Raw genomic sequence first — 9050 nt, 5'->3', positions numbered from 1 at the left:
TACTCCCCTGGCTCCCGCCCGCCCGACCCGGTTCTCCCTCGCCGTCCGCGACTCGAACACGATGCTGCGCCGCAACCTCCTGCACGCGCGCCGCTACCCGTCCATGACGCTGAATCTCCTGCTCACGCCGATCATGCTGCTGCTGCTCTTCGTCTACATCTTCGGAGATGTGATGAGCTCCGGCATCGGCGGCGGCGGTGCGGACCGCTCCGACTACATCGCGTACGTCGTCCCGGGCATCCTGCTGCTGACCATCGGCGGCACCACGGTCGGCACCGCGGTGTCGGTCTCGATGGATATGACCGAGGGCATCATCGCCCGCTTCCGCACGATGGCGATCCACCGCCCTTCGGTGCTCGTCGGGCACGTCGTCGGCAGCGTGCTGCAGTGCGTGATGAGCGTGGTCCTCCTCGGAGCCGTCGCGGTGGCCATCGGCTTCCGGTCCACGGACGCCACGGCGCTGGAGTGGCTGGCGGCGTTCGGGCTGCTCACGCTGTTCGCGATGGCGCTCACCTGGATCGCGGTCGGCATGGGCCTGATCAGCCCGAACGCCGAGGCAGCCAGCAACAACGCGATGCCGCTGATCTTCCTCCCGCTCATCTCCAGCACCTTCGTCCCGGTCGACGCGATGCCGGGATGGTTCCAGCCGATCGCCGAGTACCAGCCGTTCACGCCCGCCATCGAAACCCTGCGCGGCCTGCTGCTCGGCACCGAGATCGGCAACAACGGATGGCTCGCGATCGCCTGGTGCGTCGGCCTGGCCGTGCTCGGCTACTTCTGGTCGACCTCGAAGTTCAACCGCGACCCGAAGTAACCGCCGCCCTGGAGGGCGACCTCGGGATCCGGATACCCGTCGAGCTGCACGTCCTGTGGTTGCCAACGGCGGGCGACGACGGGGTCAATGGCTGGGGCTGGGGGTGCCTTCCGGGCGGTGAGGCTCTGATGGCCCTGGACGCCGTGGCCGCCGCCTACCGGCTGAGGATGGACTCCCAGACCCACGAGGACACCCTCAACGCCGCCCGCCCCGAAGACGACCGGATCACGGTGTGGAAGCCAACCTGGATTCCGGTTGTCTCCCACGGCCCGGCCGACCGCACCTCGGGCCTGTACCTGGACGCCGCGACCGGCTACCCGGGCCGCTGGTCCCGCTACAACGAAGCCCCCGGCACTGGCCACGCGGGACAAGCCCGGCTTGATCGGCGGGGCACTGGTGTGGCTCAGCAGCATCGACCCCAGGGATCGCGTGGCGTCGGCCGTGCCACGTACGGGCCGCCCTCGGATCGAGCCGGTTTGAAGGTGACCGCCTTGGAATCCAGCCCTGTTCCGCCCTGCGCTACATCGATCCATCCGCGATCCGGCGCACGCACTGAGTCCTCAGTCCTGGTCCTCAGTCCTGGGCGGGGATGTCCAGAACGGTCCCGTACAGGCGGGAGACCCGGATCAGGATCACCACGCGCCGGTCGGGCAGCGGCTGCTCGCCGGGGGCCGCCCCGTCGGCCGGGTCCACTACCTCCGCCTCGCCCTCCGCCACGGCGAACGACCAGACGTCCGGGCCGCCGACGTGCAGTGAGGTGTGCGGATCGCGGCGCAGTTGGCGGACCTTGAGGCGGTCGGCGGTGGAGGAGACGCGCAGTACGCGCTCCTCGGCGTTCCAGTCGTAGAGGACGGTCGACAGGTGCGGGTGGCCGGTGCTCCTGACGCTCGCGAGTACGCCGAACCGCTGCTGCCGCAGCAGCTGGGAGAGCTCCTGGTCGGTGAGCACCCGGGGAGCCGGACCGTCGTTCTTGGTGGTGCCGGTGGCCGCCTCTGTGGTGGTCTCGGTGGCGGTGTTCTCGCTCATGGGGATCAGCCTTTTGGTGGTCGGCGTGTGCGTGAGTGAGAGGGCGGTCAGACGCCTGCGGCCTGGGCGGGATCCGGCGTGTCGGCGGCCGGCTCCTGAGCGGCCGGCTCCTGGGCGGCCTGCCGCTCGGGTCGGCGCAGCATCGTGAAGGCGACGGCGAAGGCGACGACCAGAAGCCCCGCGCCCACCGCGAAGGCGAGCCGGTAGCCGCCGGTGAGCGCCTCGGCCGCCGTACGGCCCTCCGCCACGAGGCTCTCGGTGCGGGAGGCGGCCAGGGTGGACAGGACCGCGACGCCCAGCGCCATGCCGATCTGCTGGGTGGTGTTGAACAGGCCGGACGCGAGACCGGCGTCCTCCTCGCTCGCGCCGGACATACCGAGTGTGGTCAGCGCCGGCAGCGCGAGGCCGAAGCCCGCGGCGAGCAGCATGACCGGGAGGAGGTCGACGGCGTAACTGGCCTGCACGGGGAGGCGGGTGAGGAGAGCGAGGACGCCGATGAGGAGCACGATGCCCGCCAGCAGGACGTTGCGCTCACCGAAGCGGGCGTTGAGACGGGCGGAGACTCCCAGGGAGACGGCACCGATGACGGCGGCTGCCGGGAGCATCGCGAGGCCGGTCTCGGCGGCGCCGTATCCGAGCACCTTCTGGAGGTACAGGGCGACGAGGATCTGGAAGGAGAAGAGCGCGGCGACCATCAGGATCTGGACCAGGTTGGCGGCGGAGACGCTGCGCGAGCGGAAGATCCGCAGTGGCATCAGCGGGTTCTTCGCGGTGGCCTGACGGACGAGGAACGCGGCGAGCAGTACGGCGGCGAGGGCGCCGAAGCCAAGGGTGCGGCCCGAGGTCCAGCCGTACTCCTCGATCTTGACGACGGTGTAGATGCCGAACATCAGACCGGTGGTGACCAGAACCGCGCCGAAGACGTCCGCGCCCGCCTTGAGGCCCAGACCGACGTCACGGGGCAGGACGCGGACGGCGATCGCGAGGGCGGCGATGCCGATCGGCAAGTTGATGAAGAAGATCCAGTGCCAGTTGAGCGCATCGGTGAGTACGCCGCCGAGGACCTGGCCGATGGACGCGCCCGCCGCGCCGGTGAAACTGAAGACGGCGATGGCCCTGGCGCGCTCCCTGGCCTCGGTGAACAGGGTCACGAGGATGCCCAGGCTGACGGCGGAGGCCATCGCGCTGCCGACGCCCTGGAGGAAGCGGGCGGCGATCAGTACGGCGGGCGAGGCGGCCACGCCGGCCAGCAGCGAGGCGGCGGTGAAGACGGCAGTGCCGGCCAGGAACATGCGCCTGCGACCGATCAGGTCGCCGAGCCGGCCGGCCAGCAGGAGCAGGCTGCCGAACGCGATGAGGTAGGCGTTGACGACCCAGCTGAGGCCGACGGGGGTGAACCCCAGGTCGTTCTGGATGGCCGGCATCGCCACGGTCACGATGGAGCCGTCGAGGATGATCATCAACATCCCGGTGGCGATGACTCCGAGGGCGAGCCGGCGTGAGCGCGGGGCGGCGGGAGAAGCGGGCGACGGCGCGGAGTCGGATGCGGCGAACATGCGGTCTCTCCTGTCAGTCGAGGCGACAAGAGAGACCGTAGCAGATGGTTTCGTTGCAGACTATTTCTTTCGGTCTTGCTTTTTGGACCCCACTTCCGCCTACCTGGACTGGCGCGCCCGGCGGGCGGTGCGCGGGGCCTCGACAGGGGTCGCCAGACCGTCACCGACCAGGCGCTTCAGAGCCCGCAGGAGGACCTCCCTGTCCCCCTCGGGAAGCGCGGCCAGGGCCTCGCGATGCACACGGTCGACGATCTCCTGACTCCGCCCGGCGACCCGGGCACCCTCGTCGGTGACGGCAATGATCCGTGCCCGCCGGTCCCTACTGGAGGGGCGACGCTCGGCCAGACCCGCCTCCTCCAACGCGTCCACCGTCACCACCATCGTGGTCTTGTCCATGTCACCGATCTCGGCGAGCTGAACCTGGGTGCGCTCCTCCTCCAAGGCATGGACGAGCACACAATGCATGCGGGCAGTCAGGCCGATCTCGGCGAGGGCAGCGGACATCTTGCTCCGCAGAACGTGACTGGTGCGATCGAGGAGGAACGACAGATCCGGTTCGCTGCGCGCGGGCGTCATGGCGGTCATACCTGCCAGCGTAGAGCAAGTCGATCCGAGGCGGATTATCCAGAAGAGACCGGCCTGGACCCAGCGAGCCGTACGGACCGGCCACATCCAGAGCACCCTGCGCGCCGTCCAGAACCCCCACCGTGGCGAGAGCGAACTCGACGCCCATCCCACGCAACGCCTCGGCCACGCGCTCGGCCTGATGGGGCGGGCCATGAACGCCGGGAGCTCGAACGCCGGGCAGAATCTTCGCGACCTCATGACCTGGTAGGCCGACGCGGGCGACGAAGACGTCATGATCGAACTCGGTGCCCTGCTTCAAAGGTCGGGCGACACCGAGGGAACGCGCACCTGGCTGCGGCGCGCGGCCTATGACGGGCAGCCCAGCGCGGAGGAACTTCTGACTAGGCCGGCGGACCTGGAGGACCGGTAGCGCCTCTGCAGGCCCGGCATGCCAACGGACGCCGATGAAGTCGTTCGTGGCCTTGGCACCGCGAGTTGTCATGGTGCCGGTGACGTTCTACCGCCCTTGCGGCGACCAGCCCGCACGCCCTGGACCGTAGCCGAAACGACAAGCTCACGGGCCCTGCGGGCTGGTCCTCTACTTTCGTCGAGCCCCCTGTCGGATTCGAACCGACGACCTTCGCTTTACAAGAGCGGCGCTCTGACCAACTGAGCTAAGGAGGCGTGCACGCATGCCTTGCACGCGTGCGTGCCCGTGCAGTGTACCCACGTCACAGCCGGGCCCTGTCGAAAATTTCCGCGAAGTTCACAGTGCCCCAGCTACTGACAGACCACGCAAACGCCAGGTACCGTCCTGACCCAGTTCACTGCGTGGACTACACCACAACACCACAACGGAATCACCCGTAGTGGCACCACCTTCCACAACGGATCGTCCGGCACGTTCCTGCCGGTAGAAGGGGGCCCATCACCATGGCCACTGTCTCGTTCAACAAGGCGACCCGCATTTACCCGGGTGGCGACAAGCCCGCCGTCGACCAGCTCGAACTCGACGTCGCGGACGGCGAGTTCCTCGTCCTCGTCGGTCCCTCCGGCTGCGGAAAGTCCACCTCCCTGCGCATGCTCGCGGGTCTCGAGGACGTGAACTCCGGCTCGATCCACATCGGTGACCGCGATGTCACGCACCTGCCGCCGAAGGACCGGGACATCGCCATGGTGTTCCAGAACTACGCGCTGTACCCGCACATGACGGTCGCCGACAACATGGGCTTCGCGCTCAAGATCGCCGGCGTCAACAAGGCCGAGATCCGCCAGAAGGTGGAGGACGCGGCGAAGATCCTCGACCTCACCGACTACCTCGCCCGCAAGCCGAAGGCTCTCTCCGGTGGTCAGCGGCAGCGTGTCGCGATGGGCCGCGCCATCGTGCGTGAGCCGCAGGTGTTCCTCATGGACGAGCCGCTGTCGAACCTCGACGCCAAGCTCCGTGTCTCCACGCGTACGCAGATCGCGTCGCTGCAGCGCCGCCTCGGCATCACGACCGTGTACGTCACCCACGACCAGGTCGAGGCCATGACCATGGGTGACCGGGTGGCCGTACTGAAGGACGGTCTGCTTCAGCAGGTCGACTCGCCGCGCAACATGTACGACCGTCCGGCGAACCTGTTCGTCGCCGGGTTCATCGGCTCCCCGGCCATGAACCTCGTCGAGGTCCCGATCACGGACGGCGGCGTGAAGTTCGGCAACAGCGTGGTGCCGGTCAACCGGGAGGCCATCTCGGCCGCCGCGGACCGGGGCGACCGCACCGTCACGGTCGGCGTCCGCCCCGAGCACTTCGACATCGTCGAGCAGAACGGTGGCGCCGCGAAGGCCCTCACCAAGGAGTCGGAGGACGCCCCGGCGGGCCTCGCCGTCTCGGTGAACGTCGTCGAGGAGCTGGGCGCCGACGGCTACGTCTACGGCAGCGCCAAGGTCGGCGAAGAGATCAAGGACCTGGTCGTCCGCGTCAGCGGCCGCGCGGTCCCGGAGAAGGGTGCCACGCTGCACGTCGTTCCGCGTCCGGGCGAGACCCACGTGTTCTCGACGTCCACGGGTGAGCGCCTCTCCGACTGAGGCACGCGTACGGCGGGCACGCGCATTGACGCACCCGTACCGGGTGAATTCGCCCACGTTGACGGAAGGGGCCCCGCAGCCTGCTGCGGGGCCCCTTTTGTTGTCGTTTCGTTGTCGACAAATACCCCGGCAGACTGGCCATTTCGATCCGTGTACGTCAACGCCGTACCCGGAATTGAGGCCCGTCCGTCCCTCGAACTGATTACTAAATGTCTCCAAATCATCACCCCGCGCTACCCTCGCTCGCGTGAAGCACTCCACTAACCCATCGACGCGACACGGCCGTCTCCCCGCCGGCCGACCGACGCGGCACGGCCGCGGCCCGGCCCGGCGGATCGGCCGTACTCTCGCCCTCGTTCTGCCCGTCGTCCTGGTGCTCTCCGGGACTCTCGCGGTCGCCCGGGTCCCCTGGTCGGGGAGCGACTCCTCGGCCTCGGTGCTCGCCGCCTCCGCCGAGAACGCCTCCTCGCGCGCCGCGGCCCGCAGTCCGCAGGCGGTGCTCCGCGACAAGCTCCTGCTCGAGCTTCAGGAGAAGAACCCGGAGGTGGCGCTCACGCACCTCCAGGAGGCGGTGAACGGCCGCCCGTCGCTCGCCAGGCACTGCGCCGCCATCGCCCGTGCACTGGGCCGCGCCGCCGTCCACAAGTACGGCCTCTCCGGCGCCCAGTCCTACGCCCGCCCCGTCTGCGACACGTCGTTCGCCACAGGCGTCGCCGCCGAGCACCGCTGAGGACGCGCGAGCGCCCCGTCAGGGGCGCGGGGCTGTATCGATATGCGGCTCCGCCGCGTGGGCGCGCTCAACCCCCACCGGCCCGCAGAATCCCCACCGGCCGGACACCCCGTAAGGGGCGCGGGGAACTGCGCGACCAGCCCCCACCGGCCCGCAGCCAACCAACCCGCCCAGCCCGCACAAGCTCCACCCGCCAAGCCCGCGGAGCGCGACGTACAGTTCCGGTCATGACCGATCCGAACGCCGCGTCGCGCCCCGTTCAAGCCGTTGTCCTGGCCGGCGGCCAGGGCTCCCGGCTGCGTCCCTACACCGACGACCGGCCCAAGCCGATGGTCGAGATCCCCGGCACCGGGACCCCGATCATCGGCCATCAGCTGGTCTGGCTCGCCGAGGAGGGCGTGCGGGACGTGGTCGTCTCGTGCGGCCATCTCGCCGAGGTCCTCCAGCGGTGGCTCGAGTCGGCCGAGCTCCCCGTCCGCGTCACCACCGTGGTCGAGAAGGAGCCCCTGGGCCGCGGCGGCGGCCTCAAGTTCGCCGCCAAGCACCTGCCCCACCCGGACCGGCCCTGGTACGCGACGAACGGTGACATCTGGACCCGTTTCTCGCTGCGCGACATGGCGGACTTCCACACCGAGCGCGACGCGGTGGCGACCCTCGCGCTGGCCCGACCGCGGATCCCGTGGGGCGCCGTCGAGACCGACGACTTCGGTCACATCACGGACTTCATCGAGTCCCCGCCGACCGCGTACGGGATCAACGCGGGCGTGTACGTCTTCTCCCCCGAGTTCGCGGGCCTGCTCCCCGACTTCGGCGACCACGAGCGCACCACGTTCCCGCGACTGGCCCGCGAGCGCCGCCTGGCCGGCTATCCGATCCCCCAGGGCGCGTACTGGCGCGCCATCGACACCGCGAAGGACCTCACGGAGGCGGCGAAGGAGCTGGCGGCACTGGGACGTTGAGCGCGGCCGTCCGGCTCGGTTCTCGCGTACGTACGCCGCTCTCCCTCCCGCCGACTTCTCGTACGTACGCCAATGGGGCCCCGCACTCGTGAAGTGCGAGGCCCCATCTCCGTATCTCCGTACCGGACCGGCGAAAGGGTGTTACCCGAGCAGGCCGCCCACGAGCGCGTCGTCCGAGCCGCCGCCGGAACCGCCGCCCGAGCCGCCGCCCGAGTCGCTGCCGCCGCCGGTGCCTCCGGTGGACCCCGTTCCGCCCGTGCCGCCGCCGCCCGAGGAGGACGGGCCCGCGCTGGTGCTGGGTGCCTGTGGGGGTGCCGACTGCTGGGGCGGGGCCTGGCCGGCGCCCTGGGTTTCGCTGGGCCGGCCGACGCCCGCGGTGGCCGTGTCGCGGGACGCGCCCGGTGTGGTCGCGGCGTCCGAGGGGCTGGCCGAAGTGGCGCCCTGGGTGGGCGAGTTGGCGGCCGAGGGGCTCTCCTTGCGGCCGTCCCTGCCGGACTTCTCGGGGAGCGGGGAGCCGGGGAGTTCGTTGCGCGGGGCCTCGCCGGGTCCTGGGACGACCACGCGGTCGGCGTCGCGGACGGCTCCGCCGAGCAGTGAGCCGACGAGCAGGGTGAGTCCGACGACGACGGTGCTGACGAGGGCGCCGCGGCGCAGGACGTGGCGTCGCAGTTCCCAGATGTCGGCGCGCGGTCCGAGCTTGCGCCAGGCGCCGCCCGCGAGGCGGCCGTCGACGGAGTAGACGGGGGCGCCCGCGATGATCAGCGGGGACCAGGCGGCGAGGTAGATGATGTCGGGCGCGTCGTAGGCGGGGACGCTCTTCCAGCTGACGGTGAGGAGGAGCGCGGCCGACAGCAGCGCGCCGACGACAGCGGCGACCCGCTGCCACAGGCCCAGGACGGTGAGGACGCCGACGATCACCTGGAAGAAGGCGATGAGGAGTCCGGCGCCGACGGGATGCTCCAGGGCGAACTGGCGCAGTGGTTCGGCGACTTCCCAGGGGTGCAGCGTGTTGAGCCACTTGACCATGGAGCCGCGCTTGCCGCCGTCGAAGTAGACGGGGTCGCAGAGCTTGCCCATGCCGGCGTAGATGGAGATGAAGCCGAGGAAGACGCGCAGCGGGAGCAGGACGACGCCGAGGTTCATGCGGCGGCCGGGGTAGTACGCGTGCCGGACCGGGTCGGCACCGTGCCGCCTGGGCGGGGCGTCGCCGTCGGCCTCGTCGTCGTACGCGCCGGCTTCGAACTCGCCTTCCCCGTACGGGGTTTCTCCGTACTCCTCGTACGCGCTGCCCGCCGTGCGCATCTGGGGAAGGATGGGGGTCTCGGGGG

General features: G+C 70.1%; 10 protein-coding genes and 1 tRNA gene. 6 read left to right on the top strand and 5 right to left on the bottom strand.

The genetic code is table 11. The annotated features are described in order from the left end of the window. Nucleotides 1-61 precede the first annotated feature (61 nt). Complete coding sequence (locus G5C60_RS47685; RefSeq protein WP_165270058.1) at nucleotides 62-814, top strand: ABC transporter permease; 753 nt, start codon at nucleotides 62-64, stop codon at nucleotides 812-814. Nucleotides 815-1387: 573 nt separating this feature from the next. Here G5C60_RS47685 and G5C60_RS47680 read toward each other — a convergent pair. The 3 genes from G5C60_RS47680 to G5C60_RS47670 form a co-directional block, all read right to left on the bottom strand. After that, on the bottom strand, nucleotides 1388-1840 hold the full coding sequence (locus G5C60_RS47680) for a pyridoxamine 5'-phosphate oxidase family protein (RefSeq protein ID WP_165270056.1): 453 nt from the start codon (nucleotides 1838-1840) through the stop codon (nucleotides 1388-1390). Nucleotides 1841-1887: 47 nt separating this feature from the next. Further along, nucleotides 1888-3396 carry an MFS transporter gene (locus tag G5C60_RS47675; protein WP_165270054.1) on the bottom strand — a complete coding sequence of 503 codons (1509 nt, stop codon included), beginning with the start codon at nucleotides 3394-3396 and terminating at the stop codon, nucleotides 1888-1890. A 99-nt stretch (nucleotides 3397-3495) separates the two neighbouring features. Next, nucleotides 3496-3981: a MarR family winged helix-turn-helix transcriptional regulator gene (locus G5C60_RS47670; protein WP_165270052.1), complete on the bottom strand. Its 486-nt coding sequence runs from the start codon at nucleotides 3979-3981 to the stop codon at nucleotides 3496-3498. On the opposite strand from G5C60_RS47670, the gene G5C60_RS47665 reads away from it, so the two are divergent. Then, the gene (locus G5C60_RS47665) at nucleotides 3971-4231 is read left to right on the top strand and encodes a hypothetical protein (protein WP_165270050.1); all 261 of its coding nucleotides are present in this window, start codon (nucleotides 3971-3973) and stop codon (nucleotides 4229-4231) included. The genes G5C60_RS47670 and G5C60_RS47665 overlap by 11 nt on opposite strands. 24 nt (nucleotides 4232-4255) lie before the next feature. After that, entirely contained in the window at nucleotides 4256-4393 is a 138-nt protein-coding gene (locus tag G5C60_RS47660; protein WP_165270048.1) for a hypothetical protein, read from the top strand. 180 nt (nucleotides 4394-4573) lie between these two features. Here G5C60_RS47660 and G5C60_RS47655 read toward each other — a convergent pair. Then, nucleotides 4574-4647 (bottom strand) — tRNA-Thr (locus G5C60_RS47655). Between the two features lie 249 nt (nucleotides 4648-4896). Between G5C60_RS47655 and G5C60_RS47650 the strand changes: the two genes are divergently transcribed. The 3 genes from G5C60_RS47650 (at nucleotide 4897) to G5C60_RS47640 (ending at nucleotide 7722) form a co-directional block, all read left to right on the top strand. Beyond that, complete coding sequence (locus tag G5C60_RS47650) at nucleotides 4897-6033, top strand: ABC transporter ATP-binding protein (protein ID WP_165270046.1); 1137 nt, start codon at nucleotides 4897-4899, stop codon at nucleotides 6031-6033. Between the two features lie 247 nt (nucleotides 6034-6280). Then, on the top strand, nucleotides 6281-6763 hold the full coding sequence (locus G5C60_RS47645; RefSeq protein ID WP_338146135.1) for a hypothetical protein: 483 nt from the start codon (nucleotides 6281-6283) through the stop codon (nucleotides 6761-6763). A gap of 227 nt (nucleotides 6764-6990) precedes the next feature. Beyond that, nucleotides 6991-7722 carry a nucleotidyltransferase family protein gene (locus G5C60_RS47640; protein WP_165270044.1) on the top strand — a complete coding sequence of 244 codons (732 nt, stop codon included), beginning with the start codon at nucleotides 6991-6993 and terminating at the stop codon, nucleotides 7720-7722. A 141-nt stretch (nucleotides 7723-7863) separates the two neighbouring features. On the opposite strand, the gene G5C60_RS47635 is transcribed toward G5C60_RS47640, so the two are convergent. Continuing rightward, nucleotides 7864-9050: DoxX family protein (locus tag G5C60_RS47635; RefSeq protein ID WP_165270042.1), on the bottom strand; the 1187-nt coding region annotated here is incomplete at its 5' end.

It is taken from the genome of Streptomyces scabichelini (assembly GCF_011045015.1).
GTDB classification, from domain to species: Bacteria; Actinomycetota; Actinomycetes; order Streptomycetales; family Streptomycetaceae; genus Streptomyces; species Streptomyces scabichelini.
The sequence above is the reverse complement of the archived record's forward strand: the minus strand, read 5'-3'. Positions and strand labels throughout refer to the sequence as shown.